The organism is Citrobacter telavivensis, assembly GCA_009363175.1.
GTDB classification, from domain to species: domain Bacteria; phylum Pseudomonadota; class Gammaproteobacteria; order Enterobacterales; family Enterobacteriaceae; genus Citrobacter_A; species Citrobacter_A telavivensis.
Genome location: CP045205.1, coordinates 391,229 through 417,201 on the forward strand (window position 1 = coordinate 391,229; position 25,973 = coordinate 417,201).

Genomic DNA, 25,973 nt, shown 5'->3' on the forward strand with positions numbered 1-25,973 from the left:
GGAAGGCTGCTGCGGTTTAAAAAACGAAAAGGCATCAATAAGAAGAAAAAAGCATAAAGAGGGAATATTCAAAAATCCTGATGACGCTGCGCCAACCACACGCAGCGCCATTCGGTTCAGACCAACGCTTTCACGATCTCCATTAACCGGACGATATCTTCAGGTCGGGTGTTGCCCGTTTGTGGGTCGATAATCGATGTGTATAAATGCGGCATTACGCGCGGCACGCCTGCCTCCAGGCAGGTTTGCAGTATGACGCCAAAGTTTTCCACATCAATGCCACCCGTCGGTTCGATCAGCGTCATGCCGTTACGTGCCGCAGTGGTTGCCAGCACATACAGCTCAGGAAGAGACTTTTCGCCCCCCATTGGGAAGAACTTCGCCGCGTGCGCGCCCATATCTTGCATCATACGGATTGCAGCATCGCATGAGACGCGCGCTGGCGTTCCCTGACCGCTACTGACGCCGGTGGAGATCAGTACCTCACCAGGCGTCCCCGTCGGGCTGACCAGCGCGTTGATGTGCGTTTGTTCTCCGCCTGTCGCCGCCAACGCCCCCGCCGCAAAACCACTGCCGGTGAAGGTCTGGTTGACGTGCGCCGGATGGACCTTTGATGCAATCATCGCTGCTTTGTAATACTGCGCCGGATCGCCTGCCCCCAGGCCCACTGAAACCGAGGGGACTTCGGCCATCCAACGTTTGACCTCCTGGACGCCTTCGTCAACTAACGAAAACTGCGCGGACAGGATGCCAATCACCGCATGTCCCTCGGCGGCGTCATAGATTTCCCGGGCGTTGGCGATATCTTTCGCCAGCACGTTAATCGCCACACGTTGGCGATAAAAATTAATCTGCTGCATGTTCTACAATCTCCCTGAGTCGCGCCACAATGAGTGCCATTTCCCCTTCGGCGACCGTACGTGGGTCGAGGCTAAAGACGCCCTGATGGAGGTTATAGCGACGGGCGTAGATAGCGATATCGCCTCCCCGAAGTTGAGCTTCGACTTCACGCGCGTCCAGACCGAGCACCTGCGTGTCGACCCGTACACGAATACGCCAGATAGCGCGCCCGGCTTCGTCTTGCTCAATATCGGCGGTCAGCCCACGGATTGCCGAAATCGCCTCTGCCGTCGGTTGCAACTGTTCGGCGGTCACCACAGTCTGCCCCTGGTAATAATTTTCCAGTGCATACACCAGTCCGACCATGTTCTCTTTACCGATCTTCATCGCTCTGGCGATGCCGTGATGCTGCGCTTTACAGGCGGCAATCCACGGTTTCTTGCCGGTGATAAACCCGGAGGTGGGCGCATTGAAGGCTTTTGCCCCGCTGTAGACAACCATATCCGCCCCACTCGCCACCCAGGCGTGTAAATCCTCCTCGGCGGCGGCATCGACAATCAACGGTAGGTTATGGATCTGCGCAACCTGTACAAAGTCGTCAATGCTGAGCATGCCCTTCTGTACACAGTGGTGCGATTTCACATACAACAGCGCGGCGGTCTCGTCGGTAATCGCACTCTCCAGTTGCCAACGCGCGGCGAGATTGCTCGCCCCGACCTCCACGACGCGCCCGCCGCCCAGACGAATGGCGCTGGTGATGGGAGCGCCATAATCCACGTTATGACCGCGCAGCATCACCACTTCGTTGGCCATGCCGCTGCTGTCTGGCATGAGAGCCACCCTGAGCGGGTCGCCACGAGTAATAGCGGCGGCAACGGCAATGGCGATCCCCGCCGACGCGCAGGAGGTCACATAGCTGTCCTGCGCGCCGGTAAAGCGGGAAACCAGCTCACCGGTACGGTCCACCAGCTCATCGATTTCGACAAAGGCGAAGGCCGCCCGCGCAGTGGCCTGCATCACCTGGGGCGCGACGCTGGAGACGCCAAGAATCGTCATCTTGCCGCAGGCGTTAATCACCTGTTTTAGTCCCAGCTGTTGATAGATATTCTGTGTCATGACTTACAACACTCCCAGCAGCGAACAAACCACGCTAAGCGCCACAATTGACAACAGAATGGTGGTGTATCGCGGCCCTTTCTTCACCAGAAAGATATAGATGGCAAACACCGCCGCCAGCGGCAGCAGGCCTGGCGCGATGGAGTCGAGGATCTGCTGCACCACCACTTCAGAACCCTTCAGCGCGCTGATTTTCAACGGCGTAGTGATCTTGACGTAGCTTGCCGACAGCGCGCCCATCATGATTAACCCCAGCACGTTCGCGCCGTAGATCAGTTCTTTGATTCGCCCCCCTTGCAGTAATCCGACGATAGAATCACGCCCCAGGGTGTAGCCCTTGTGGATCAGGCCGTAGCTGATCGCCAGCGTGATTGCCGGATAGAGGATCAGCGGTGCAATACCGCCAAACGCGCTGCCATTGGCGGCGAAAGGGATGAAAATCGCAATGAGCAGCGGCATGACGGCGGCCCAAACAATGGAGTCGCCCATCCCAGCCAGCGGGCCCATCAGACCGGTTTTAATCCCGGTAATTGAGGCATCGCTGATCGGCTCGCCGCGCGTTTTCTGCTCTTCCATGGCAATGGAAATCCCCTGGATCACCGCGCCAAAAGTTTGCTCAGAGTTGAAGAAGTTCAGGTGACGTTTTAGCGCCTCCACCTGCTCCTCTTTTTGTGGGTAGAGCTTTTTGATGATCGGCGTCATCGAGGCGCAGAAAATCAGGCTCTGCAGACGTTCATAGGAGTTGGATACCTCCGCGCCCAGCCAGTAGATAAACCACGCTTTGGTGATATCCGCTTTGGTCAACGCCCCGGTTGTCCGTGCGCGCTCAACCAGTTCATGCTGCATTACGTCGCTGCTCATCATGCTGCTCCTTCATTTTTCGCCAGACCTTTAATCAGGAAGGCCACACAGGTACCGAAGATCGCCATCGCCATGATGTCCACCTTGAGGTACAGCACCGCGAAGAATCCGCCGATAAACCACGGCAGCAGGCTCTTTTTACCGATCACCATAATGGTGATGGCGAAGCCCAGCGCCGGCAGGATCCCGCCCATGATTTCAAAGGAGTGGGTCAGCCAGTGCGGCATCAGTTTGAGGAAACTTTCCACCACGTCCTGACCGAAGTAGTTCGCGGCAAACACCACCGGGAAACGCAGCGCCAGTCCGAGCAATGCCGGGTAGAGGAACGCACAGCGCATGATGCCCGACATATTCGCCGTTTCCGCGTGCTTATCGGCCATATGTACCCAGGCCGCGTTCAGCGTACGACGCAACTGGTCGAGGAAAACGCCGATCACACCGAAGGGGATCGCCAGCGCAATCGCCAGGTTTGGATCCATCCCGGCTTTCACCGCGATAGGAATCGAGATACAGGCTGCCAGCGCCGGATCTGACGGCACGTTACCGCCAGGCGTTGAGGTCACGCCGAGATAAACGAGCTGCATCCCCGCGCCGATAATCATCGCCGTCTGCATGTTGCCAAGCAGCAGCCCGACAAAGACGGCCACCACCACCGGCTGAAGCAGCATGGCAGAGAAGGTGTAGCCAAGGCGTAAGCGGGCAAACCAGTAATACAACCCCATGAGGCTTGCAAAAACTAAGGTATCCATAGTGTTATCCCATTATCAGAGAATTAGAATTTTTTCAGGATATCGTCCAGCGACTGCGGTTTATCTTCCGGGATAGTCTGGAAGAACACCTGAATCCCACGACTTTTCAGGTCGTTAAGAATGCCAACGTCTTTTTCATCGAGCGTAATGTTCTGGAACACGGCTTTACGGTTTGGCCCGCCGCCCAGGCCGCCAACCTGAATGGTCGTGACATCAAACCCCTGTTGTACGGCCTGTTGAATCGCCGCCAGGGAGGGGAACAGCACCAGCACATTGCCGTCGCCCAGTTGGTTCTCTTTCCAGGAAGCCGCAAAGCTCTGGTTGCTGTAGCAATCCACTTTGATGTTCGGCGGCGCGGCCATCAGGTAGATGTTTTTCATAAACGGATCGGCGTCCAGTTCGTCACTGACCACTGCGATGCGGTTAGCCTGGGACTGTCCGACCCACTTCGTCACCACCTGTCCGTGGATCAGTCGGCTATCGATACGACATAACACGATGTTTGCCATGATGATTTTCCTTATTGTGATTGTTGTAATTGACGGACATGAGCGACAACGTCCAGGCAACTGCTGCGTCCGGCTTCCACCAGTTCACTGACGCAGAGGGTCAACGAACCGTGTTCACGTCTGTCCAGCGCTTCCAGCAGTAGCGACGCGTTCAACCCGGAAACGACCGCCACCGGATAATCCGCGCTCAGTCGCGCTGCCACATTGGACGTCGTACCGCCAACAAAATCGGTCAGAATAAGCGAGCCGTCCGGCATGGTTTTCACCACGTCCTCGACACGCTGATAAAACTCGCCCAGCGTATCGACGGGCATCAGTGCAATTTCCGTCACGCCTTTAATTTCGCCCATCACCATACGCAGGCTGTTACAGAGCTGTTGTCCCCAGCCACCATGCGTGAGCAGCAGAATTTCGGGCAACGGTTGAGTGGTAGTCAAAATGGCCTCCTGGCGCGATTACATGAGACTTGCAATGCCTGATGGCGCTTCGCTTATCAGGCCTACGGATAATGCTTTTGTAGGCCGGATAAGGCATTTATGCCGCCATCCGGCAAAACTCATCAAAGTAAGAGCAAGGGTTGTGCCAGTATTTGTGTCACGCGAGGGGGAAAAGAGAGCGGGCAGGGCGCAACGCCTCGCCCGTTAAGGGATCAGCTATAAAGCAGTTCGTAGATATAAAAATATTCCGCATCCGATAAACGGATGGCATAGGCCTCTTCAATGGGCAGAAACGCAGATTTAATGACACTAAACGCGCGGGGATCGAGATTCGGTTTGTTTTCCAGCGCCATCTGTAACGGTTTACGGTTGATCACGATACGCTCAACCATGCAACAGCAGTGGATCAGGAAGCGTAGTGTCACCTGGCGACTCGGTTTCAGGGAAAGCGTGGTCGTCAGGTGGTTAAGCACGCCCTCCATCTCCTTGAGAATGCGCTGCGGATTGAGCACCGAAATATGGTTAATAATGCTCTCCATGGTCAGCGCGCTGATAAAACGCATGGCACTGCGCTCCATCTCCAGACGGCGTTCGGCGCTGGAGAGATCCGGCGTCAGCAGACTTAACACCAGTTTTGGCCCCTGCTCTGAGAACAGTTCTTCCAACGAGATAAACGGAATATCCGGCAGCCCCGGCTGGAAAGTACCGACAATTCCCGCCAGTCGCTCATTGGCGTTCAGCGCCTGCTGGACGCGTTCGAGGCTGCGCACGTCGTTGTAATCGAGAATAACCATTCGCGTGTCCTGCGACATCAGTTCGCCAAAGCTCTCCTCAAGCACTTTTTTAATTTTTTCCGCCGTACCCATACCGGTAATGCAGGAGATAACCAGCACTTTGCCGCCGTTTTCCTGCTGCGGGGTACACAGCTGACAGGGGATGTTTTTGCTCTGCATGAGCGCCGCAAGCTGGGGCAGGTCGCTGGTTTCGTAGCTTAAATCCAGCCCGATCTCCAGCAGGCTGGTCAGCGTGATGTTGGGCATTAACAGTACGTCTATCTGAAATAACTTGCTGATCGTACTGCCGAAATGCACCAGTGAACCAATATCGACCATCAGAATCAGCCGCTGATAGCGTTGGGTCTGAATAATCTGGGTTAGCGTTTCCAGCGTGTCATGCACCGACTGCTCAAACGGCATGTCGACCGCGCTGAACAGATCGCGTTCCAGTACGCGGTTGACGTACTGCGCCATGCTGGTCGCGGTGGTTGCGCCGTGCGCGACGAGGATCACGCCGCAGTCCGGGCTGGCATCAATGCGCTGGCGGTAGTGACGGCACTCTTTCAGGAACAGACACAGCCAGACCACTTCCGTCGCCGGGCACTGAATATGCAGCAGTTCATTGATTTTCCGGCACAACAGCGTGGCGTTATCGTATTCATCCTTGCAGCGGTCGAGGATCAGGCTGGAAGAGTAGAGCTGCGGAATCAGTCCGCGCTGGACATAGCCAATCAGCGCCAGGAAGTGCTTGCGCAGCGGATTCACCAGATTTTCCGGCAGCGTAAAGCCCAGCACCTGCTCCACGCAGCCGATCAGTAGCGTCACGCGTTCTTCAATTTGATCGCCATAGCGCGGCGGATGCGCCACGCTATCGCGGCTGTAGAGGCCATATTCGAAGATTGAACTGAGCTTGTTTTTCAGGATAGCCAGCGTTTCCGCCGGCGGGACATTACTGTTGCGCAGATTGACATATTCACGGGTCAGGAAGCTGTAAAAGAGATCGCTCTCTTCGATTTCCGCCCCGGTCGCCAGTGAGGTTTTCAGCGCCGGCAGCGTACGCGCATCAATGTTCAGCCGCTCTTTTCCTTCAAACAGCGCGTCGACCAGCAGACGTTGTTCCGGCGTGGCATGGAACGGTATCTCCGCCAGCCGTTTATCCAGCTGTAGCGTGTCGTTATGTTCCGTCATCCCCGATGCCCACGCCTGGGCGCACAAGAACTGGATATCGCTCTTCAACTGACCAATGTTGCCCTCCAGCGGTTTGTTCAACAGCCAGAGCAACAGCGTTTTGTCGATGCTGACCGTACGCTCGATTTTGCGACTTTCACGCTGCAAAAAACCGACGATCAGCTCCACCTGTTCCTCAATCGATCGCTGACGAATCCCCGGCAAGTCGATGCTCACCTGAATTCGTCGTTGGAAGGTGCGCAACAGCGATGAACTCACCGGTTCCGTGGTCGCGCAAATCAGACGAACCGAGATTGGACGCGCCGTGGCGCTGGATCCCAGCGGACGGTACTCGCCCTTATCGAGAATAGAAAATAGTTTCTCCTGTCCTTCGTAGGGCAGGCGATGCACTTCGTCGAGCAGCAAATAGCCGCCGTCCGCCTGCTCGACCAGACCGGGTTTATTCTCGCTCGCACCGGTGAAGGCCCCCTGACGATGGCCAAACAGGTGCGAAGAGAGCAGTTCCGGGTTATGGGCGTACTCGGCGCAGTTAAAATAGACCAGCGGCGGCGGGGAACCGGCGGCTTGTTCGCAGGCAAAGCGGTGCATCAGTTCGGCAAAAAAGGTTTTCCCTACGCCGGACGGCCCGGTCAGCAACACATGCAGGCCCTGCGGATAGAGCACGGCGGCACGGCCTTTTTCTACGGCGTCACGCAGGCTGCGATCGTAGCCAATCAGACCGGTGAAAGGATCGTCACCGCCCGTATTTTCCGCTTGCGGAAGCAGGTCGGCCACCGAGCGCACTTCGCGCTCGCTACTCTCCAGCTTGCGCCCCAGCAACGTCTCCAGCGTCTGTCTGTGCAGGAAGAACACCGGACGTCCCCGGCTTTTAATCGCCAGACCATCGTTCCACAGCTGATTGAGATCTTTACTGACCGAGTTGCGCGCCAGCCCCAGGTTAAAGCCAATCGCCTCCGCCGTGAACGCCGTTTCCTGCGCCAAATCGGCACGATCCAGCCCACGCGTCAGCCTTTCAAGCTCTCCCAGTACGATCTCAATCCGTCTCATCTCTTTACCGCTTAAGAATTAAATGATTGTTCAGAACATACACTATTCTGCTATGCAAGAAAGTGAATCGACGTCCAGACGTCATGGTGAACCCGTCCGGTCATCAAAATGTTTTCGATAAATAATGCCGGGCGGCCCCTTTTTCCGGGAAGTCATCGAGGGTCAATTGCAGTTGATAACCGTTCTTCTGATAGAACGGCAGCGCCTGAAAACTCAGGGTATCGACCAGCGCATGGAGACAACCTCTCTCGCGAGCGGCGTGCTCTGCAGCCTGGATCAGTTGACTGCCGTAACCGCCTTTGCGCAGGGACTCATGCATCCATAAAAAATCAATGCTCAGCCATTCCCCTTTGATTTTGCCAATCAATCCACCGCGAATGTCCTGCTGCTCGTCACGCCAGTAAACCGCCAGATCGCCAAAATTCCTCGTTTTCAGAAACTGGAAATTGTAGGCACGCAGTCCAGCAAGCAGCGCGTTTTGATCGTCTTCGGTAACGGTATCTGTAATCTGTATCTGCACTCTATCCTCCTGAAAAACTACAACTTTTGGCTGAATCGTTTTCCGACAGTAGCACAGGCTGCTGAGGGAGTCGTACACCGTCTACACTTACTCTTGAAATGATGCGCATCGACTACAAGGATTATTATCATGAAACGAGCCGTTTTATCGATCATTGCCGCCCTTTTCTTGCTGCCCACGCTGGCACAGGCCGACTCGCCTTACGGCGCACTGCAATCCGCGCACGAAAAAAATACGATACTCAAGGACCTACGCAAAATCTGTACGCCGCAGGGTTCACCTTCTGACGAGGCGTGGGAAAAAACGATCATGGCGAATAAAGACAATCAACAGCACATCCGCGAGGCGGCGTTGGCGATGGAAAGGAATAATCAGAACAACTACTGGGAAGCGCTCGGCAAGGTGGAATGCCCGGACATGTAAGCGTGAAGCCCGCGCTTCACGCCCGATGATAAACTTTACCGCTGACGCACATCCGGGATGATTAAGTCGCCGCGCAGCACATACGATCCCAACATACTTTGCGTTTTTTCGTTCAGCCAACTGACAATCCGCGCCGCCATCGCATCCATAGAGTATTCGATTGCCGGGATGGTCGGGATCCCCGGCAGATGCAGCGAGCCGGCGAGGCTGAAGATCATAATGTCTTCCGGAACCGACTTATTAAACGCCTGCAATTGCGGGATCACCCGCTGAGCCTGCTGCTCATCCGCCACCAGCAGCGCGTTAAAGTTAAGCGTGGAAGCGTTATTTAACAGCTCCTGTAACGCCACCGAGGAAGAGGTCGCTTCCATAAAGACCAGGTTGCGATTAAACGGCAGGAAGTTCTTCTCCAGCGCATGTTTGTAACCGAGCAGCACCTGTTCGCAGAACCCCATGCCTTCAGGATGGATGAGGGCTATCTGCCGACGATTTTGGCTAATCAGATAGTTACAGGCCGTTTCGGTGGCAAAGGTGTGGTCAAACTGAATGCTGGTCACGTCGTCGCCTGCCTCCAGACAGTCCACCAGAATGACGTTCTCCTGCGTGATATGCAGCGGAAAACGCGCACCAATAATCAGCACATCGTCACACAAGCCGCAGCTTAACTCATCGAGGGCGCTCATCACCTCCGCTTTGGTATTGGCGAAACGAAGCAACAAATGTTTCTGATGCTGACTCAGGTGCTTTTCCAGCGCGTAAAGGTAGCCCGTCGTCTGGTTGATGTTGTCCTGCGCGCAAATCACGCCTATGCAGCCGGTGGACTGACTGAGCAGCGACTGGGCAATCACATTCGGACGATAGTTCAGCTCATCCACCGCCTTTAACACGGCAAGACGACTGGCTTCCTTCACACCACGCGATCCGCTCAACACGCGCGACACCGTGGCTTTAGACACGCCAGCCAAACGCGATACATCGTTGATAGTAGACATCATTCTCCCCTGACAGAGCCTGCCTGGCTCCTTCAATCCTGAGTTTAACATTGGCTTAAATATTCGCCACCAGCAGTATAGCGTTTTCCTTTTTTCATGGAAACCGATTTTCCGTTTCCACTCAAAAAGCGTGAAATAGCGACGAAACCGTGAGCCAAATCCAAATAATTAGCCTTATAAGAATAAGATCTTGACGGTTGTCACAGTTCCGTTTGCTTCGTATGGAAACCGGTTTCCGTATGATATCAAATCAGACTCGCAATAAGTTTTTACATTTTGAGGATGGTTAATAATGTTCAGGATTATGTTGTGTTGCTCTGCAGGGATGTCCACCAGTCTGCTGGTTCGTAAAATGGTCGAAGCCGCAGAAGAGCGGAAGCTGCCAGTACAAATTGATGCATATGGCGTTTCCGAATTTGACATTCAGTTTCCAAACTACCAGGTGGTGTTACTTGGCCCCCAGGTAAAATACATGCTTAACACGCTCTCAGAGAAGGCTGCCACCCAAAACATCCCCGTAAAAGCCATTGATATGCAGGATTACGGAATGCAACGCGGTGACAAGGTGCTGGATTTTGCTCTGTCGCTGATTGAAGCGGCACATTAGAAAGGTGTCATTATGAGTTCGTTATATCAGTCAATGGTTGCTGTCATAGAACAATCCATCACGCCTCTTGCCGGTAAACTGGGCCAGCAGAAATACGTGATTGCGATTCGTGATGGTTTTACCGCGGCGCTGCCGTTTATGATCATCGGCTCGTTCATGCTGGTGTTTATTTTTCCGCCGTTCTCTGCCGAAACCACCAACAGCTTTGCCCGTGGCTGGCTCGATTTTTCCGCCACATACCGTGAACAACTGATGCTGCCGTTTAACCTCAGTATGGGCGTTATGACGTTCTTCATCTCCGTGGGCATTGGCGCCAGTCTGGGCCGTCAGTTTAATCTCGATCCGATTATGTCCGGCCTGCTGGCGTTTATGGCCTTTTTACTGGTCGCCGCACCGTATGCCGACGGTAAAATCTCCACGCAGTACCTTTCCGGTCAGGGGATCTTTACCGCACTGATTACCGCCATCTACTCCACGCGCGTCTATGCCTGGCTGAAGCAGCACAACATCACAATCCGTCTGCCGAAAGAGGTTCCGACCGGCGTCGCCCGTTCGTTTGAGATCCTCATTCCGGTTCTGGTGGTCATTGCGACACTGCATCCGCTGAACCTGTTTATTGAAGCGCAGACCGGAATGATTATTCCGCAGGCGATTATGCATCTGCTGGCACCGCTGGTTTCAGCGTCTGACTCCCTGCCGGCGATCCTGCTTTCGGTTCTGATGTGCCAGATTTTCTGGTTTGCCGGTATTCACGGCTCGCTGATCGTCACGGGCATTATGAACCCGTTCTGGATGGCAAACCTGTCGGCAAACCAGGCTGCTCTCGCGGCGGGTGTCGCCCTGCCACACGTTTATCTGCAAGGTTTCTGGGATCACTACCTGCTGATCGGCGGCGTGGGCTCTACTTTACCGTTGGCCTTCCTGCTGCTGCGCAGTCGCGTTACCCATCTGCGGACGATCGGCAAAATGGGGATCGTCCCTAGCTTCTTTAACATTAATGAGCCTATTCTGTTCGGTGCGCCGATCATCATGAACCCGATGCTGTTTATCCCGTTCGTCTTCGTGCCCATGATCAACGCCGTACTGGCATACGCTGCGACCCGTCTGGGCTGGCTGGATCAGGTAGTATCACTGACGCCGTGGACCACGCCCGCACCGATTGGCGCATCGTGGGCGGCAAACTGGGCCTTTAGTCCGGTGGTGATGTGCCTGATCTGCATGGTGATGTCGGCGCTGATTTACCTCCCGTTCCTGCGCGCTTACGAACGCTCTCTGATGAAAACAGAAGAGCAAAAAGCCCAGGACGCCGTCTCCGTGGCGAACGCTGCCCGTAGCAACTCATAATGAATCAAGGAGTCAGAACAATGAGATACCGTTTTCCTGAAAACTTCTGGTGGGGCAGTGCCTGCTCAGCGCTGCAAACCGAAGGGGATAGCCTGAACGGCGGCAAAAGCCAGACCACATGGGATGTGTGGTTCGACCGCCAGCCAGGTCGTTTCCATCAGGGGGTTGGCCCGGCGAACACCTCGACGTTTTATCAGCACTGGAAACAGGACATCGCGCTGTTGAAGCAGTTAAAACATAACAGCTTCCGCACCTCGTTAAGCTGGTCACGTCTGATTCCTGATGGTACGGGCGAGGTGAATCCTGAGGCGGTGGCGTTCTATAACAACGTCATTGACGAACTGCTGGCGCAGGGCATCACGCCGTTTATCACGCTGTTTCACTTCGACATGCCGATGGTGATGCAGGAGAAGGGCGGCTGGGAAAACCGTGACGTCGTGGAGGCCTTTGGCCGCTACGCGCAGACGTGTTTCAAATTGTTCGGCAACCGCGTTAAGCACTGGTTCACCTTCAACGAGCCGATTGTGCCGGTGGAAGGCGGCTATCTGTATGACTTCCATTACCCGAACGTAGTGGATTTCAGGCGCGCAGCGACCGTGGCGTATCACACCGTGCTGGCGCACTCGACGGCGGTTCGCGCTTATCGCGCGGGCAACAACGATGGCGAAATTGGCGTGGTGCTCAACCTGACGCCTTCCTATCCGCGCTCACCGCATCCGGCGGATGTGAAAGCCGCACACTATGCGGATCTGCTGTTTAACCGCAGCTTCCTCGATCCGGTGCTGAAAGGGGAATATCCGGCGGATCTGGTGGCATTGCTGAAAGAGTACGATCAGTTGCCAGCCTGTCAACCGGGTGACGCACAGCTGATTGCCGATGGCAAAATCGACCTGCTGGGGATTAACTACTACCAGCCGCGTCGGGTGAAATGCCGTGATACCGCAGTCAATCTGAATGCGCCCTTTATGCCGGAGTGGTTGTTTGATTACTACGAAATGCCAGGCCGCAAAATGAACCCTTATCGCGGGTGGGAAATTTATGAGCCGGGTATTTACGATATTATTACGAACCTGCGTGATAATTACGGCAACCCGCGCTGCTTTATTTCTGAGAACGGAATGGGCGTAGAAAACGAACAGCGTTTTATTCAGGATGGGCAAATTAACGACAACTACCGTATTGAGTTTGTTTCTGAACACCTTAAATGGCTACATAAAGGGATCAGCGAGGGCTGTCAGTGTCTTGGCTACCATATGTGGACGTTTATTGATAACTGGTCATGGCTCAACGGATATAAAAACCGCTATGGCTTGGTACAGTTAGATTTAGACACGCAAAAACGTACGGTGAAAAAGAGCGGCGAGTGGTTCGCTAATACCGCCGAACACAACGGATTCGATTAAGAGATACAGACAATGATTGCATTAGAAGAAGCAGTAATGGACATTATCGTCAATGCCGGACAGTCCCGTAGTCTGTGCTTCGAGGCGCTGCACGCCGCGCGTGCAGGCAACATTGACGAGGCGAAAAGCCTGCTTCGGGAGGCTGACGGCTACGCTCGTCAGGCTCACCACATGCAAACCAAATTGATCGAACAGGATGCCGGGGAAGCCCGGCAACCCATGACGTTAATTATGGTGCATGCGCAGGATCACTTAATGACGTCGCTGTTAGCCCGCGAACTGTCAGAAGAAATTATTCATCTCTATCAACGCTAATTTAAATTAAATAATAAACGGAGACGTCACTACGATTAAATAAATACTACCTGTACCTCTATCTATAAATAACAGATCAACTTGTTTTGGTGATAGCGAATTACACCGAGGCGGGATGGTTATTATCTTAAAATAAATTAATGCGCACATCTATTCAGAATGCTTAATGCAAACTGAAGGATAAAACGTAAATGAGATAACCATGAACATGATAAAAAAACTTCCATTAGCCATGGCGGTCGTGGCCGCGCTTTGCCCGATTTCTGTACTCGCACAGGAATTTACTCAGGAACAAATCGACGCCATCGTCGCCAAAGCCGTAGATAAAGCCCTTGCGGAACGTCAGGCGAAAATGGACGCTGCTGTGGCGAAAAAAACCGATGTCATTAACGAGCCGCAAAGCGCCGCACAGTCACCCGACATGGCCATCCCGTTCGGTGTGAAATTCAGTGGCTATGCGCGTTATGGCGCGCAGTTCCAGAGTGGCGATCAGAAATACGTGGGCGTTGATGGTTCCTATAACGGTGCATCCGCCATTGGTCGTCTGGGTAACGAAGGCAACGGCGGTGAATTCCAGCTCTCCAAAGCGTTCAAAGGCGACAACGGCGCGATCTGGGATATCAACGTGATGATCGACCACTGGGGCGACGAGGTGAACCTCAAAAAAGCTTACGCGGGAGTCACCAACGTCCTGGAATCCAACCCGAACGCCTATATCTGGGCCGGTCGCGACTTCCACCAGCGTCCGCAACAGGGGATCAACGACTACTTCTGGATGAACCACGACGGCCAGGGTGCCGGGGTGAAGAACTTCGATATTGGCGGCATTCAGTTTGACGTTGCCACCGTAGCTGCCGTTGAATCGTGCAGCCCGGAAGTGATGGAAGATGAAGCCAACCCGTCACGCATTACCTGTACCGGCGGTTCCGGCACGGGTGATAAAGGGAACTACGCCGTTACCTCAAAAATTCACGGCATGAAACTCGGTCCGTTGGATCTGGAAATCTACGCCAACTACGGCTTTGACTCGAAAGCCGTCGACACCGACGATCGCCTGAAGGCCTGGCAGGGCGCGTTTGTGGTGAGTCATACCAATGACAGCGGCGTCAACAAAGTGATCGCCCGTTACTCTGATAACTCCGACAACAGCGTCTACAACAAAACCGACGACCTGACCGCGATTTACGCCAGCTTCGAAGGAAGCCACAAGTTTACGCAGCAGGCGCAGGTTGAATACCTGCTGGCATTCCATGACTACGATAACAGTGCTGACCAGAGTGAAAATCGTAAGAACTACGGTGCCATTGTACGTCCCATGTACTTCTGGAACGACGTGCACTCCACCTGGCTGGAAGCGGGCTATCAGCGTGTCGATTATGACAACGGCGGCGATAACAAAGGCTGGAAGCTGACGCTGTCGCAGAACATGTCGATTGCGATGGGGCCTGAATTCCGTCCAATGCTGCGCTTCTATGTCACCGGCGGCAAAGTGGATAACGACCGCACCGCACGCGTGAACGGCACAGATGACGAAACGCTGGACGATTTCAACGTCGGCGCGATGTGGGAAGCGTGGTTCTGATTGGCAATATCGCGTTATGCCTGATGGCGCCGTTAACGCCTTATCCGGCCTACAGTCACGTAGGCCCGGTAAGCAACGCGCCACCGGGCATAATGCCGGATGGCGGCGTTAACGCCTTATCCGGCCTACGTGAAGGAACCCTCAATGAGGGTTGAGGTCATTGCATACCCTTTATGCGAACTTTCGCTGCCACCAGAAGCGCCGTCAGCAGCATCAGGCTGCCGGAAAGCATCAGGGGCGACAGCAGGCCAAGGTTATCGAGTGCATAGCCTCCCACCGCGGCCCCACAGGTATTGGCAAGCTGGATCACGGCGACCTGGACGGATCCAGCCTTTTCTGCCTGATCGGCGAGCGATCGGGTGATCCACGTCGACCATCCCACCGGCACCAGCGCAAACGCCAGCCCCCAGATAATTGCAATGCTTGCCGCAACAATCTTGTCGCTGCCCCACAGCATCAGCACCAGCGCGCTCAGCGCCAGCACCAGCGGCGCACCGGCTAATGCCAGTTTGACAGAGCGTTTGAGAATCAAGGACGACAGCGACGTGCCGACAAAACTGGCAATACCAAAGCTCAACAGCACCAGCGTCAGGCCATCGACATCAAAGCCCGCCAGATTCATATATATCGGACGGATGTAGGTGAAGAACGCAAACTGCCCGGCAAAGGACATAAAGATGGCAATCATCCCCGCCATCACGCCCGGACGATTCAGCAGGCTGAACATGTTTTGCTTCTGATGCGAAGGCTCGCCGGGCAGCGGCGGCAACGATTTCACCAACCAGATAATACACAGCACGCCCATCACCGCCGCCGCGTTAAAGACATTACGCCAGCCAATGATCCCCCCCAGGAAACTACCCAGCGGCGCGGCAATAACCAGCGCGATAGAGACGGATCCGAAAATCACCGACAGCGCTTTCGGTACCGTACGCGGCGGAACCAGCCGCATGGTCAGCGAGGCCGACATCGCCCAGAATCCGCCCAACGCCAGTCCCAGACAGGCGCGTCCCACCAGCAGTAACGCGAAGGAATTGGCAAAAGAGACCAGCAGGCAGGAGAGGGTCAGCAACACGGAGAACAGAATCACTACGTAGCGACGGTCAGTGGCCTGAATGATCTGCGTGATAAACAGGCTGGCAAACATGGCGACAAACGCGGTCACGGTCACCGACTGTCCGGCTACGCCTTCAGAAATGCCCAGGTCCTGCGCCATCGGCGTCAACAGACTGACGGGTAAAAACTCGACGGTGATCAGGCAAGCCACACAGAACGCCACGGCAAATACTGCCGACCAGTTTGGGCGAGCGACAACGTCAGCGTGGGTTTTCTCTTCGATACATTCACTCATTTTGCTATCTGCGTCGATTTCTTGTGGGGAAGCTACGCAGTGTAACATTTTAAATGTGACGTATTTAACGTTTTGGCTACTTTCTTCGTTTGCATTGCCGCTTTCGAGAAGGTTCGCAAATGTGAAATATCTACCGCAAAATTTATTTATCATCGTATTGAAACGCATAGTATGCCACCAGGTGCTATACTTACGGTTACAGGATGTCTCCGATGCGTGTATTCAAAACCAAATGGTTTTCCAGGGAAGCAAAATCCCATGCCATCAAAGATGATGAGTTATGCCAGGCAATTGAAGCCACTTTACAGGGGCAGGCAGACGATCTGGGAGGCGGCATTTTTAAAAAGCGTCTGAACCAGAACCGTGACCGCGCGATTATCCTCGCGAGGGGTGGCAACCACTGGTTTTACACGTTTTTGTATGCCAAACAGGACATGACAAATATCACTATCAACGAACTGGCGGGCTTTCGTGAGTTAGCAAAACATTACGCTCGTCTGACTGATGACAACATTACGGCATTGATTAAGAGTAAAGAACTGGTGGAGGTCTGCGATGACTATAAAAAATAACTTTAAAAGCCCAGCCTTCGAAGCCATCCACAGCGCAGCATCCGGGTTATATAACGTTGAGGCGATCCCTCAGGAAACGATGCGCAATTTCGACAAAGCCTGCCTGAGCCAGGTCAACGCTCTCCTGCCGCTTGAAATTAAAGCACTACGCGAGAAATTCAACGTTAGCCAACCCGTGTTCGCACATTACCTGAACACCAGCGTGTCCACCGTGCAAAAATGGGAGAGCGGCGCGAAACGCCCCAGTGGGATGTCTCTCAAACTGCTGAGCGTTGTCCAGAAGCATGGATTAAAAGTTCTGGCGTAACCGCGAATGGCGTAATTCATGATGAATATCGTCGGCTCAGTTAACGACATTCATCGTCTATATTGTCTTAGTGCAGCCAGTGCACGCCGTCTTCGGGTTGAAAAAAGGCGTTGTAACGCATCTGGAACGCATTAATGTCCTGCATATCCGGATCGGCCTCACGTAAGAAACCGAGTGCCAGACGCACCTGCGCGTCGGTGATCGGCGCGGCCAGCCGGGCCTTTTGCAGCAGGCGATGCCACTGCAACAGATTCTGCTCGCTGCCGTCCACAATGACACTTTGCCAGATCAACAGGACCTGAGCGGCGTTTTGCAGATGCGACTCGTCGGGGCGGTGGAGATACTGCAAAAATGCCTCTCCCTGCGCTTTTCCCATCTGATCGATCATCGATTCTACCGCCACCACATCAATATTCAGGCGCTCGCTCAAGCGGCGAATCGCCCGCCGGGATCCGGAAGTAAGGATCCGAAACCCGACAACAAACACCACCGCCAGTGTGGCCAGCATTATCCAGACCATGAGTTCTCCTGCTTTATCCGCGCTCATGATATCTGGAAACGGCCCACGAATACTAATCCACCAGAATGATTTTCAGCGCGAAAAGCGCCGCGACCGTAATGACGCAGAGGTTTAACTCCCGCCAGCGTCCGGTAAACACTTTCATAATGCAGTAGGACATAAAACCAAGCGCAATCCCCTCGGTAATGGAGAAACTAAAAGGCATCATCACCGTGGTGATAAACGCAGGCACCGACTCGGTAAAATCATCCCAGTTAACGCGGGAGAGGCTGGAGGTCATCAGCACACCGACAAAAATCAGCGCCCCTGCCGTTGCATAAGCGGGAACCATACCCACCAGCGGAGAAAAAAACATCACCAGCAGGAAAAGCACGCCCACCACCACCGCCGTCAGACCGGTGCGCCCGCCAACCGCCACGCCCGAGGTGCTCTCAATGTAGGCCGTCACGGAAGAGGTGCCGATAAACGCCCCGGCAACCGAGCTTACACTGTCGACATACAGCGCCCGCCTCATGCTTGGAAACTTACCGTCGCTACCGATTAACCCGGCTTTATCCGTCACACCAATTAGTGTTCCTGATGAATCAAACAAATTGATGAGCATGAATGAAAAGATAATCCCGGCCAGGTTAAGCGATAATGCACCGCGTAAATCCACCTCACCTATCACCCCGCTGATACTGGGAGGCACAGAATAGATGCCGCTAAAATGGACATCACCGAAAAACAATCCACAACAGGAGGTGACAACAATGGAAACCAGCACCGCTGCATGAAACTGACGCGATGACAGCACGGTAATAATAAAGAAACCTAAAATACCCAGTAATACACTGTGGGAACTTAAGTCACCAATGGTCACCAGCGTGTCTTTATTCGCAACAATAACGCCCGCATTTTTTAACCCCATCAATGCAATAAATAAGCCGATACCGCTGGTAATGCCGATACGTAAATTAATCGGAATATTGGAAATCATCCAGTAACGAATGCGAAAAAGCGTGAGTAAAAAGAGTCCGACCGCGCCCCAGAATATGGCCCCCATTCCCGTTTGCCAACTCACCCCCATCGCCCCCACTACCACAAAGGCAAAAAACGCGTTCAATCCCATCGCCGGGGCTAATGCAACAGGAAGGTTAGCGACCAGGCCCATCGCGATACTGCCGATGCCGGCGATCAGGCATGTGGTGACAAACACCACTTTGGGATCCATCTGTGCGGCCCCGAGTATTTGCGGGTTCACGAACACAATGTACACCATCGTTAAAAAAGTCGTCATCCCGGCAATCGTTTCTGTCCGCACGTCGGTGCCATGCTGGCGCAGTTTAAATAATCGCGAAAGATGATTTAAATCATTTCTCGCGTCATCACTGACATCAGTATTCATCTTTTTTATCCATTAATGAAGATATAATCAGGTCTCATTTAAAACATCTCCCATATTTAATTCAGTGATTGCAATCACAATGCCAATGCCCGTTAATCGATAAGCTTTAAATAATCACCCGGCATTTCTTTATGATAAATAATAATCAAATTGATAAAATCAAAATGAGAAAAATATGAACAACGGCATAAGTCATAAATTTCATTATATTAGCCGTCAGGAACGGCAGAAATTATTAGCGGTTGCGCGCGGTGAAGCCGTCGCCGATTATATTATTGATAATGTCATCCTTCTCGATATTATCAATGGCGGGGAAATGACGGGTCCCATCGTGACCAAAGGACGACATATCGCGGGCATCGGCGCAGAGTATCGTGACGCCCCGGCATTACGGCGTATCGATGCCCACGGCGCAACGGCCGTTCCCGGCTTTATCGACTCACACCTGCACATTGAATCCAGCATGATGACGCCGGTCACATTTGAAACCGCAACGCTGCCGCACGGGCTCACCACCGTTGTTTGCGATCCGCATGAAATCGTCAATGTGATGGGCGAAAAGGGATTTTCCTGGTTTGTCCGCTGCGCCGAACTGGCGAAGCAGAATCAGTATCTTCAGGTGAGTTCCTGCGTTCCGGCCCTGAAGGGATGTGATGTGAATGGCGCGCGTTTCTCCCTCGACCAGATGCTGACCTGGCGCGATCATCCACTGGTGGCCGGACTGGCGGAAGTGATGGATTATCCTGGCGTCATTGTCGGACAAAATACGTTGCTCGACAAAATGGATGCCTTCCGCCATCTGACGCTGGACGGCCACTGTCCTGGACTGAGCGGTAAGGCGCTCAACGCCTACATCGCCGCCGGGATAGAGAACTGCCACGAGAGTTACGCCCTGGAGGAGGGGCGCCGCAAACTGCAACTTGGGATGGCGCTGATGATCCGCGAAGGGTCCGCCGCCCGCAACCTCGACGCGCTGGCACCGCTCATCAACGCCTTCAACAGCCCACAGTGCCTGCTCTGCACCGACGACCGTAATCCCTGGGAAATCGCTCATGAAGGGCATATTGATGCACTGATTCGCCGACTGATTTTACACCATAACGTCCCGCTACACGTCGCTTACCGCATCGCCAGTTGGTCAGCAGCACGCCATTTTGGCCTGCACCATTTAGGCTTACTGGCCCCCGGAAAACAGGCGGATATCGTCCTGCTCAGCGATGCCCGCAACGTGGCGGTACAGCAAGTGTTTGTCAAAGGGGAACCCATTGATGCCGAACGCCTGAAAGCCGGGGAACCGGCAAGGCTGGCGCAAACCGTTCCGCCCTATGGCAATACCATTGCGCGGCACCCCGTCTGCGCCGATGACTTTGCGCTGCATTTCACCCCCGGCAAACGCTATCGGGTGATTGATGTTATCCCTAACGAACTGGTGACGGGTGCCAGTGCCTGCATGTGCACCGCCGGGGGCTTCGATCGCCATGATATTTGCTATATCGCCGTGCTCGAGCGCTACGGTCAGCAGTCGGCCCCGGCCTACGGTTTATTAGGCGGATTCGGCCTGCGTGAAGGCGCGCTGGCGGCAACGGTCAGCCATGACAGCCATAATATTGTGGTGATCGGTTGCAGCGCTGATGAAATGGCGCTGGCGGTTAATCAGGTGATTGAAGATGGCGGCGGGCTCTGCGTCGTGCGTAACGGTCAGGTGCAGTGCCATTTGCCGCTGCCGATTGCCGGATTAATGAGTACCGACACCGCCGATTCGCTGGCTGGACAAATCGATGCGCTCAAAACGGCGGGTCTCGAGTGTGGCACGCTGCCCGATGAGCCTTTTATCCAGATGGCGTTTCTCTCCTTACCGGTGATCCCCGCACTAAAACTCACCAGCCAGGGACTGTTTGACGGTGAAACGTTTACCTTTATCTCTCCGGAGATTGCTGACTGATTTCAGAATGCCGTCGCCAGAAACAGGCATAAAAAAAGCCCAGCGCACAGGCTGGGCAACATGTTACCCACTACACACTTAAGCGGTTCTTAACTGCTGAATTTTTCTTTCCCGGCGAATTTTGCGTTCTTCCATGACCGCGACCATGGCCATCAGGCAGATGCAGCCAATCGCGGCAGCGTCCAGAGCAGCAAAGGTGCCCGCCCAACCGGTCAGACCAAACACGGGCGTACCGTCAGCAATCATCCCCAGGCCTAACTTGGCAAAGCTATCGCCAATCAGATAGGCAAAGGTGCCTTTGATACCATCCGCTGCGCCAATGGCTTTTTTCGGGACAAAGCCCACCGCCGCTACGCCAATCAGCAACTGCGGACCAAACACCAGGAAACCGAGCGCAAACAGTGACGCGAGATAGACATACTGATTGCTGGCATGCTGATAGACGCCAAGCGTCGCGATGATCAGTGCCAGCGCCACACAGGCCACCAGCGCCCGTCGACCGTTCGCCAGATCCGAGAGCCAACCCCACAGCAGCGTCCCCACCAGCGCGCCCACCTCAAACAGAGTAAAGCCCTGAATGGCCACCGCTTTGGACAGTTTCAGCTCCTGGAAAGCGTACACCGTCGACCACTGGTCGATACCGATACGCACCACGTACAGGAAGATGTTGGAGAAACACAGCAGCCAGATGACTTTGTTTTTCAGCACATATTCAACAAAGATCTGCCATTTGGTCATGTCATTTTCTTCAGTCTCTTTATCCTCTTCGCTGATCTCTTCGCCGAATAACTCTTCAGCTTTACCGAGACCGTAAGATTCCGGCGAATCGCTACCGAATCGCAGACCGATAAAGCCGACAATCAGGGCGATAATCGACGGGAAGATAAACATCCCAATCACGTGCCCGTCGAACAGGACGTTCGCACCGAACAGCGCCACGCCTGCCGCGCCCGCGCCGCCCAGGTTATGAGAGATATTCCAGAAGCCGAGAAAGGTGCCGCGCTTACGGCGAGGCGTCCATTTTGTGATAGTGGAATAGCTGCACGACCCGCCGGTACTCTGAAAGAAACCGCTCAGGGCATAGAAGGCGATCATCAGGAACAGGCTCACCGAGCCGGTGCCCATGCTGGCGCTGAAGCCGAGCATACAAATCGCGGAGAGGATCAGCATAAGCGGCAGGAACTGCTTGGTGTTTTTGCCGTCAGCGTAATAGGAGACCAGCGTTTTACCCACGCCGTAGGTAATGGAGAACCCCAGGCCAATCATCCCCAGTTGCGTCATGCTCAACCCGTAGGTGGAGATCATGTCATTCTGGGCGATGTTAAAATTCTTGCGGATCAAGTACATGGTCAGATAGCCGATAAAGACCACCAGATAAGACTGCATGAACGGTTTGAACCACATCTTGCGCCGCACATCGAGCGGCAGATCCAGGGTGGGTTTACGCACCTGGTTTAGAAAGGCCAGCATAGGACACTCCCGAGTTCATTTTTATACCTGCGAATAGCAGGCATTGTAAAAATCAGTCGGGAGACACGCCTGAGACAGCGTCCAGGCGAAACCGGGAAAATGTCTTAGTTTTGCCCCACTCGCGGTAAAAAAGTGAGCTACATCACGCTTCACTGGCCTCGCGCGGGGCCTGGGCGTTGAGGAACGGCAGTAATAACAGGGCAGAGATGCCGGCGGCGATAGCAATAACAACGAAGAAACCGGTCCAGTGCCAGGTTTCCATCACCTGTGCCAGCGGCCAACCGGAAAGCGAGGCGCCGAGATAGGCAAACAGCCCCACAAACCCGGTCGCCGCGCCCGCCGCCTCTTTGTGCGAGCACTCCGCCGCCGCCATTCCGATCAGCATCTGCGGGCCAAAGACAAAGAATCCGGTAGTGAAAAAGCAGGCAGCCTGCATCACGTAACTGGCAAACGGCATCAGCCACAGCGAGCCGACCGAAAGCAAAATCCCGGCGGCAAAAATCAGGTTCATCGGCCCACGGTTACCGTTGAACAGTTTGTCCGACCCCCAGCCTGCCACCAGTGCGCCGATAAATCCGCCCAGTTCAAACATCGTCACCGCCATATTGGCAGCCACCAGATCGACGCCCAGCGTCTCGGACATATACAGATTGCCCCAGTCGTTGATGGCCGCACGCACCACGTATACCAGCACATAACAGAGCGACAATAGCCAAATGTAAGGATTGAACAGCACGTATTTGGTGAGGATCTCTTTGCGGGTCAGTCCTGCACCTTCCTGCTGCTGGGCGATTTCCAGCGCATCGTGCTGCCAGTCGCCTACCGGCGGTAATCCCACGGCCTGCGGACGGTCGCGCAGCCGCCAGCAGAGAAAAAACCCGATGACAATCGCCAGCGTTCCGGCCATCATCATCCCGGCACGCCAGCCATAGTGCAGCGCCACAGCGGCCATGACGATCGGGATCAGCGCGCCGCCAACGTTGTGCGCGGTATTCCAGATAGCCCACCAGCCACCGCGCTCGTTACGGGAATACCACGCCGTCAGCAGACGGGCGCACACCGGCGCGCCCCAGCCCTGGAAGAAGGCGTTCAGCGCCCACAGCAGGGCAAACGCCCAGAGCGAGGTGGAGAAACCAAACAGAATGTTGACGATACCGGTGGCAATCAGCCCGATCCCCATGAAATAGCGAGCGTTGGAACGATCGCTGACGATGCCGGAAACAAATTTCGACACGCCATAGGTGATGTAAAACAGCGTCGCCAGCAGGCCAATATCGCTACGGCTTAATACACCGCTGACGAGAATGTCCGGCACGGCAGCGTTAAAACTTTTACGGGTGAAGTAGAACAGGGCGTAGCCCAGCCAGATGGTCAGCAGGATATGACGACGCCAGTAGCGGTAGCGTTCGTCAATCTCGCGCTTGTCCGTTAACTGCGGCGCATTCGCCGGTGCTTTGAAGAAGGTCAGCATCGCCGCTCCTTAAACGTAACGCAGGGGCAACGAGACGCTGACTCGCGTACCGTGGGTGCAGGAAATCGTCAGTGAACCGCCGAGCGCCGTCACGCGCTCGCGCATCCCGGTCAGGCCAAACCCCTGCTGGCCGGAGCCCGGCGGCAAACCGCTACCGTCATCCTCAATTACCAGCATCAGCCGCTCGTCCTGCTGCCAGCCCTGCAGCGTCACCGCGCTGGCATTGGCGTGTTTCACAATATTGTTCAGCCCTTCCTGGCAGACGCGAAACAGGGTGACGCGCTGACTTTCGCTGAGCGCCGTCTCGTCGATTCGCCAGTCGAGATGGCTGACGATGCCGCGGCTTTCCAGCTCCATTTCCCGCATCAGCGAACGGATAGCGTGTTCCAGCGTTAAATCGTCCAGTTGGCGCGGACGCAGGCGTCCCAACAGGCGCCGCACGGAATCATAAACGCCAAGCGAAAGCTGTTCGATAAGTTGACCGCTCTGCTTCACGCCGCCGTTTTCCACCGCCAGCCGCTGTACAATCCCGGCCTGGGTACGGATGGCGGTGATGGTCTGTCCGATATCATCGTGCAACTCACGCGCCACGTCGCGGCGCACACTCTCTTCGGTTTCCAGCAGGCGCTCCGCCAGCCGATGATTACGCGCCAGTTCGTTTTGCAGTGATTGATTCAACTCACGCAGACGCTGAATGCCTGCGCCAAGCAGTAGCCCGGTCAGGCTTTGCGCCAGCAGAGAGAGCAGTAAATCTACGGGATGATCGTGCCAGGTCTGGCTGGCAATTAGCGCAATGGCGTTCATCAGCGTTGCGATCAGTGCCCCCTGCCAGCCATAGTGCCAGGCCAGCGCGATAATAGGCAGTGCCAGACAGAAGGGGGTAAACCGCGAAAGCTCGGCGGGCAATCCCAACTGGAGCCACAGGCTGACGCTGAACAGCAGCAGATACCAGATCAGGTGCCGACCGCGCCAGTTCACCGGTTGCGACACCAGCGCCGGGCCCAGTGGCAACCAGGTGGTACTGGTCAGATAGTGCCAGAACACCAGGCAGATAGGCGCCAGCGTTAATCCGCCGGTCAGGGTCAGCAGCAGCGCATTCCACGCCGCTTCCCCCTGTCCCAGCCAGGGCAGCGACTGCAACAGCGCCGCCGCCGTCAACGCCGCTCCCTGAAGCAACAACGTCCGCCAGTCGCGCTGATGGCGATAGCGGGAGATCAGCGCCACGGGCAGCAGGGTCAGCAAACTGCCGATCATCAAAAGAGGCAGATGCGCCAACGCCACTTCCTGCGCCAGCCAGAAGGTGAGTAGCCATTCCGCGCCCAACAAAACCGGCCAGTAGCCGCGCGGACATTGCAGCATCAGCCCCAGACGCAAACCAAACGGGAACAACAGTACCGCCAGTTCCGGGCGCTCAACCAGGTGCAGGCTGATGCTCCACAGACAAAACCAGGCGGCAGAGAAGATAAAAAAACAGGCGAGAACGGTGATTAACCGAGAGAACAGGGTTTTCATTACCAGCCGTCAAACATGCGCCGCGCCAGCTCAACGTCATTGCTGACACCCAGTTTTTCCATCAGGTTAGCGCGATGGACGTGCACCGTTTTCGGCGAGAGCCCCAGCTCGGCGGCGATCTCTTTCACCGCCATCCCCTGCGCCAGCTTTTCCGCCACCTGACGCTCGCGTCGGGTCAGCGGATCCTGACGTCCGGCCGCCAGTTTGACGGCAATTTCTGGCGTCAGATAACAACCTCCGGTTGCCACCGTATGCACCGCCGCGATCAGTTCATCCGGACTACAGCGTTTAGAGAGAAAACCGCGCGCCCCGGCGTTCAATGCCTGTTCCACCAGCGCCGGGCTATCGTGAACAGAAAGCATGATGGTCGCCATCCCTTTCGGTAACTGGCTTAATAGCTCCAGCCCGGATATGTCCGGCATTGAGATGTCGCAAATGCACACCTGAACGCCGCGTCCCGGTAATCCTGCCAGCGCCTCACGCCCCGAGCCAAACTCGGCAACAACCTGCAAATCCGCCTCCAGCCCCAGCAGTTGGGCAAAGCCGGAGCGAACGATAAGGTGGTCGTCTATAAGGGCAACGGTGATCATGGTTCTGTCCTGGCGCGTGCAACGGCCTGATGGCGCTACGCTTATCCGGCCTACAGGCAGATACCGCTGTAGGCCGGATAAGGCGTTTACGCCGCCATCCGGCGAAAGCGCTTACCTTAACGATAAGCGCGTTGCTGTTCAA

At 54.9% G+C, this 25,973-nt stretch carries 26 protein-coding genes; 10 read left to right on the forward strand and 16 right to left on the reverse strand.

From position 1 onward, the window contains the following. Positions 1–116 precede the first annotated feature (116 nt). Genes GBC03_04045 through GBC03_04070 form a run of 6 tightly spaced genes read right to left on the reverse strand, consistent with a single transcriptional unit; the run spans position 117 to position 4,512 of the window. Positions 117–860 carry a 2-dehydro-3-deoxy-phosphogluconate aldolase gene (locus GBC03_04045; protein ID QFS69440.1) on the reverse strand — a complete coding sequence of 248 codons (744 nt, stop codon included), beginning with the start codon at positions 858–860 and terminating at the stop codon, positions 117–119. Then, on the reverse strand, positions 847–1,956 hold the full coding sequence (dgaE, locus tag GBC03_04050; GenBank protein ID QFS69441.1) for a D-glucosaminate-6-phosphate ammonia lyase: 1,110 nt from the start codon (positions 1,954–1,956) through the stop codon (positions 847–849). Before dgaE ends, GBC03_04045 begins: the two co-directional genes overlap by 14 nt. Before the next feature lie 3 nt (positions 1,957–1,959). Next, positions 1,960–2,817 (reverse strand): PTS system mannose/fructose/sorbose family transporter subunit IID, encoded by an 858-nt coding sequence (locus tag GBC03_04055; protein ID QFS73908.1) that lies wholly within the window; start codon positions 2,815–2,817, stop codon positions 1,960–1,962. After that, on the reverse strand, positions 2,817–3,566 hold the full coding sequence (locus GBC03_04060) for a PTS sugar transporter subunit IIC (GenBank protein QFS69442.1): 750 nt from the start codon (positions 3,564–3,566) through the stop codon (positions 2,817–2,819). Before GBC03_04060 ends, GBC03_04055 begins: the two co-directional genes overlap by 1 nt. Positions 3,567–3,589: 23 nt before the next feature. After that, positions 3,590–4,075, reverse strand: coding sequence for a PTS sugar transporter (locus tag GBC03_04065; protein ID QFS69443.1), 486 nt, complete (start codon positions 4,073–4,075; stop codon positions 3,590–3,592). An 11-nt stretch (positions 4,076–4,086) separates the two neighbouring features. Further along, positions 4,087–4,512, reverse strand: a complete 426-nt coding sequence (locus GBC03_04070; protein QFS69444.1) for a PTS fructose transporter subunit IIA — start codon at positions 4,510–4,512, stop codon at positions 4,087–4,089. A gap of 1 nt (position 4,513) precedes the next feature. Between GBC03_04070 and GBC03_04075 the strand changes: the two genes are divergently transcribed. Continuing rightward, positions 4,514–4,720, forward strand: coding sequence for a hypothetical protein (locus tag GBC03_04075; protein QFS69445.1), 207 nt, complete (start codon positions 4,514–4,516; stop codon positions 4,718–4,720). 4 nt (positions 4,721–4,724) lie between these two features. On the opposite strand, the gene dagR is transcribed toward GBC03_04075, so the two are convergent. Continuing rightward, positions 4,725–7,523: a transcriptional regulator DagR gene (gene dagR / locus GBC03_04080; protein QFS69446.1), complete on the reverse strand. Its 2,799-nt coding sequence runs from the start codon at positions 7,521–7,523 to the stop codon at positions 4,725–4,727. Between the two features lie 103 nt (positions 7,524–7,626). Next, positions 7,627–8,043, reverse strand: a complete 417-nt coding sequence (locus GBC03_04085) for a GNAT family N-acetyltransferase (GenBank protein ID QFS69447.1) — start codon at positions 8,041–8,043, stop codon at positions 7,627–7,629. Positions 8,044–8,172: 129 nt separating this feature from the next. Between GBC03_04085 and GBC03_04090 the strand changes: the two genes are divergently transcribed. Continuing rightward, on the forward strand, positions 8,173–8,466 hold the full coding sequence (locus tag GBC03_04090) for a hypothetical protein (protein ID QFS69448.1): 294 nt from the start codon (positions 8,173–8,175) through the stop codon (positions 8,464–8,466). Positions 8,467–8,501: 35 nt separating this feature from the next. Here the strand turns inward: GBC03_04090 and GBC03_04095 are convergent, their stop codons facing one another. Beyond that, entirely contained in the window at positions 8,502–9,458 is a 957-nt protein-coding gene (locus GBC03_04095) for a LacI family DNA-binding transcriptional regulator (protein ID QFS73909.1), read from the reverse strand. Positions 9,459–9,750: 292 nt separating this feature from the next. Between GBC03_04095 and GBC03_04100 the strand changes: the two genes are divergently transcribed. From GBC03_04100 to GBC03_04120, 5 genes are all read left to right on the forward strand, one after another. Next, positions 9,751–10,065 carry a PTS sugar transporter subunit IIB gene (locus tag GBC03_04100; protein ID QFS69449.1) on the forward strand — a complete coding sequence of 105 codons (315 nt, stop codon included), beginning with the start codon at positions 9,751–9,753 and terminating at the stop codon, positions 10,063–10,065. A 12-nt stretch (positions 10,066–10,077) separates the two neighbouring features. Then, on the forward strand, positions 10,078–11,409 hold the full coding sequence (locus GBC03_04105) for a PTS sugar transporter subunit IIC (GenBank protein QFS69450.1): 1,332 nt from the start codon (positions 10,078–10,080) through the stop codon (positions 11,407–11,409). 20 nt (positions 11,410–11,429) lie between these two features. After that, positions 11,430–12,812 carry a family 1 glycosylhydrolase gene (locus GBC03_04110; GenBank protein ID QFS69451.1) on the forward strand — a complete coding sequence of 461 codons (1,383 nt, stop codon included), beginning with the start codon at positions 11,430–11,432 and terminating at the stop codon, positions 12,810–12,812. Positions 12,813–12,824: 12 nt separating this feature from the next. Next, positions 12,825–13,127, forward strand: coding sequence for a PTS N,N'-diacetylchitobiose transporter subunit IIA (locus GBC03_04115; GenBank protein QFS69452.1), 303 nt, complete (start codon positions 12,825–12,827; stop codon positions 13,125–13,127). A gap of 202 nt (positions 13,128–13,329) precedes the next feature. After that, complete coding sequence (locus GBC03_04120) at positions 13,330–14,709, forward strand: carbohydrate porin (GenBank protein QFS69453.1); 1,380 nt, start codon at positions 13,330–13,332, stop codon at positions 14,707–14,709. 157 nt (positions 14,710–14,866) lie between these two features. Here the strand turns inward: GBC03_04120 and nepI are convergent, their stop codons facing one another. Beyond that, a complete protein-coding gene (gene nepI, locus GBC03_04125; protein QFS69454.1) occupies positions 14,867–16,060 on the reverse strand; it encodes a purine ribonucleoside efflux pump NepI in 1,194 nt (397 codons plus the stop codon). A 212-nt stretch (positions 16,061–16,272) separates the two neighbouring features. Here nepI and GBC03_04130 point away from each other — a divergent pair, with 212 nt between their 5' ends. Together GBC03_04130 and GBC03_04135 are read left to right on the forward strand one after the other, a co-directional pair. Next, positions 16,273–16,632: a type II toxin-antitoxin system RelE/ParE family toxin gene (locus GBC03_04130; GenBank protein ID QFS69455.1), complete on the forward strand. Its 360-nt coding sequence runs from the start codon at positions 16,273–16,275 to the stop codon at positions 16,630–16,632. Next, complete coding sequence (locus GBC03_04135) at positions 16,616–16,939, forward strand: helix-turn-helix domain-containing protein (protein QFS69456.1); 324 nt, start codon at positions 16,616–16,618, stop codon at positions 16,937–16,939. The genes GBC03_04130 and GBC03_04135 overlap by 17 nt, the downstream gene beginning before the upstream one ends. Positions 16,940–17,006: 67 nt before the next feature. On the opposite strand, the gene GBC03_04140 is transcribed toward GBC03_04135, so the two are convergent. Further along, positions 17,007–17,459 (reverse strand): DUF1198 family protein, encoded by a 453-nt coding sequence (locus tag GBC03_04140; protein ID QFS69457.1) that lies wholly within the window; start codon positions 17,457–17,459, stop codon positions 17,007–17,009. 52 nt (positions 17,460–17,511) lie between these two features. After that, positions 17,512–18,846 carry an NCS2 family permease gene (locus GBC03_04145; GenBank protein ID QFS69458.1) on the reverse strand — a complete coding sequence of 445 codons (1,335 nt, stop codon included), beginning with the start codon at positions 18,844–18,846 and terminating at the stop codon, positions 17,512–17,514. A 175-nt stretch (positions 18,847–19,021) separates the two neighbouring features. Here GBC03_04145 and adeD point away from each other — a divergent pair, with 175 nt between their 5' ends. Beyond that, complete coding sequence (gene adeD / locus GBC03_04150; protein QFS69459.1) at positions 19,022–20,788, forward strand: adenine deaminase; 1,767 nt, start codon at positions 19,022–19,024, stop codon at positions 20,786–20,788. A 78-nt stretch (positions 20,789–20,866) separates the two neighbouring features. On the opposite strand, the gene uhpT is transcribed toward adeD, so the two are convergent. The 4 genes from uhpT to uhpA all read right to left on the reverse strand — a co-directional run bounded on the left by uhpT (position 20,867) and on the right by uhpA (position 25,831). Continuing rightward, positions 20,867–22,258: a hexose-6-phosphate:phosphate antiporter gene (uhpT, locus tag GBC03_04155; protein ID QFS69460.1), complete on the reverse strand. Its 1,392-nt coding sequence runs from the start codon at positions 22,256–22,258 to the stop codon at positions 20,867–20,869. A 142-nt stretch (positions 22,259–22,400) separates the two neighbouring features. Continuing rightward, positions 22,401–23,729, reverse strand: coding sequence for an MFS transporter (locus tag GBC03_04160; protein QFS69461.1), 1,329 nt, complete (start codon positions 23,727–23,729; stop codon positions 22,401–22,403). A 9-nt stretch (positions 23,730–23,738) separates the two neighbouring features. Next, positions 23,739–25,241: a signal transduction histidine-protein kinase/phosphatase UhpB gene (uhpB, locus tag GBC03_04165; GenBank protein QFS69462.1), complete on the reverse strand. Its 1,503-nt coding sequence runs from the start codon at positions 25,239–25,241 to the stop codon at positions 23,739–23,741. After that, positions 25,241–25,831, reverse strand: coding sequence for a transcriptional regulator UhpA (gene uhpA / locus GBC03_04170; protein ID QFS69463.1), 591 nt, complete (start codon positions 25,829–25,831; stop codon positions 25,241–25,243). The genes uhpB and uhpA overlap by 1 nt, the downstream gene beginning before the upstream one ends. Positions 25,832–25,973 lie beyond the last annotated feature (142 nt).

What these genes read in the sequence shown, in the direction of transcription:
- GBC03_04045 (QFS69440.1), bottom strand. Translation starts at nt 860, where the DNA reads ATGCAGCAGATTAATTTTTATCGCCAACGTGTGGCGATTAACGTGCTG.
- dgaE (QFS69441.1), bottom strand. Translation starts at nt 1,956, where the DNA reads ATGACACAGAATATCTATCAACAGCTGGGACTAAAACAGGTGATTAAC.
- GBC03_04055 (QFS73908.1), bottom strand. Translation starts at nt 2,817, where the DNA reads ATGAGCAGCGACGTAATGCAGCATGAACTGGTTGAGCGCGCACGGACA.
- GBC03_04060 (QFS69442.1), bottom strand. Translation starts at nt 3,566, where the DNA reads ATGGATACCTTAGTTTTTGCAAGCCTCATGGGGTTGTATTACTGGTTT.
- GBC03_04065 (QFS69443.1), bottom strand. Translation starts at nt 4,075, where the DNA reads ATGGCAAACATCGTGTTATGTCGTATCGATAGCCGACTGATCCACGGA.
- GBC03_04075 (QFS69445.1), top strand. Translation starts at nt 4,514, where the DNA reads ATGGCCTCCTGGCGCGATTACATGAGACTTGCAATGCCTGATGGCGCT.
- dagR (QFS69446.1), bottom strand. Translation starts at nt 7,523, where the DNA reads ATGAGACGGATTGAGATCGTACTGGGAGAGCTTGAAAGGCTGACGCGT.
- GBC03_04090 (QFS69448.1), top strand. Translation starts at nt 8,173, where the DNA reads ATGAAACGAGCCGTTTTATCGATCATTGCCGCCCTTTTCTTGCTGCCC.
- GBC03_04095 (QFS73909.1), bottom strand. Translation starts at nt 9,458, where the DNA reads ATGTCTACTATCAACGATGTATCGCGTTTGGCTGGCGTGTCTAAAGCC.
- GBC03_04100 (QFS69449.1), top strand. Translation starts at nt 9,751, where the DNA reads ATGTTCAGGATTATGTTGTGTTGCTCTGCAGGGATGTCCACCAGTCTG.
- GBC03_04105 (QFS69450.1), top strand. Translation starts at nt 10,078, where the DNA reads ATGAGTTCGTTATATCAGTCAATGGTTGCTGTCATAGAACAATCCATC.
- GBC03_04110 (QFS69451.1), top strand. Translation starts at nt 11,430, where the DNA reads ATGAGATACCGTTTTCCTGAAAACTTCTGGTGGGGCAGTGCCTGCTCA.
- GBC03_04115 (QFS69452.1), top strand. Translation starts at nt 12,825, where the DNA reads ATGATTGCATTAGAAGAAGCAGTAATGGACATTATCGTCAATGCCGGA.
- GBC03_04120 (QFS69453.1), top strand. Translation starts at nt 13,330, where the DNA reads ATGAACATGATAAAAAAACTTCCATTAGCCATGGCGGTCGTGGCCGCG.
- nepI (QFS69454.1), bottom strand. Translation starts at nt 16,060, where the DNA reads ATGAGTGAATGTATCGAAGAGAAAACCCACGCTGACGTTGTCGCTCGC.
- GBC03_04130 (QFS69455.1), top strand. Translation starts at nt 16,273, where the DNA reads ATGCGTGTATTCAAAACCAAATGGTTTTCCAGGGAAGCAAAATCCCAT.
- GBC03_04135 (QFS69456.1), top strand. Translation starts at nt 16,616, where the DNA reads ATGACTATAAAAAATAACTTTAAAAGCCCAGCCTTCGAAGCCATCCAC.
- GBC03_04140 (QFS69457.1), bottom strand. Translation starts at nt 17,459, where the DNA reads ATGGTCTGGATAATGCTGGCCACACTGGCGGTGGTGTTTGTTGTCGGG.
- GBC03_04145 (QFS69458.1), bottom strand. Translation starts at nt 18,846, where the DNA reads ATGAATACTGATGTCAGTGATGACGCGAGAAATGATTTAAATCATCTT.
- adeD (QFS69459.1), top strand. Translation starts at nt 19,022, where the DNA reads ATGAACAACGGCATAAGTCATAAATTTCATTATATTAGCCGTCAGGAA.
- uhpT (QFS69460.1), bottom strand. Translation starts at nt 22,258, where the DNA reads ATGCTGGCCTTTCTAAACCAGGTGCGTAAACCCACCCTGGATCTGCCG.
- GBC03_04160 (QFS69461.1), bottom strand. Translation starts at nt 23,729, where the DNA reads ATGCTGACCTTCTTCAAAGCACCGGCGAATGCGCCGCAGTTAACGGAC.
- uhpB (QFS69462.1), bottom strand. Translation starts at nt 25,241, where the DNA reads ATGAAAACCCTGTTCTCTCGGTTAATCACCGTTCTCGCCTGTTTTTTT.
- uhpA (QFS69463.1), bottom strand. Translation starts at nt 25,831, where the DNA reads ATGATCACCGTTGCCCTTATAGACGACCACCTTATCGTTCGCTCCGGC.